Here is a 436-nt window from a genome sequence, read left to right as displayed (position 1 = left end):
ATTAACCATAGCTGAGTTCCTATTTTGATTCAATCGGTTACTTCGATTTTACGTAAAATATAAAAAGAGGATTTACTGTTGCTTTAATGGGCGTTTTGGAAGGTATGACAGGTGTTTAAGTGGCTTATTTGGAGAGGTAGCAGCTTACCTTTATTAATGCATCGTGTTTTGCAGCTTTTCTATATTATGAACTAAGCAATACAATTGCCATTGGGCATTCACTTTCGTTTGACCGGGGTGCTAAGAAGACACCCACCTTATGATTTGCAATGTATCAGTTACGTACTAATTTTATTGTTAGCACAATAAATGAGCAGGTTGTCACATGGCTATTGCGAGAAAGCGTCAGATAAGTTTGGCTGATACAAAGTACTATCATTGTATTTCTAGGTGCGTACGTCGAGCCTATCTATGTGGCGAAGATCGTTTTACTGGC

The 436-nt window shown here is 38.1% G+C and carries 1 pseudogene; it reads left to right on the top strand.

From position 1 onward, the window contains the following. Positions 1–325 precede the first annotated feature (325 nt). Positions 326–436: pseudogene (locus H5162_RS21115) on the top strand (transposase); the annotation flags it as partial.

It is taken from the genome of Pseudoalteromonas sp. SR41-8 (assembly GCF_014163915.1).
Taxonomy (GTDB): Bacteria; Pseudomonadota; Gammaproteobacteria; order Enterobacterales; family Alteromonadaceae; genus Pseudoalteromonas; species Pseudoalteromonas rhizosphaerae.
Note: the sequence above shows the minus strand (reverse complement) of the source record. Positions and strands in the feature narration are given on the sequence as shown.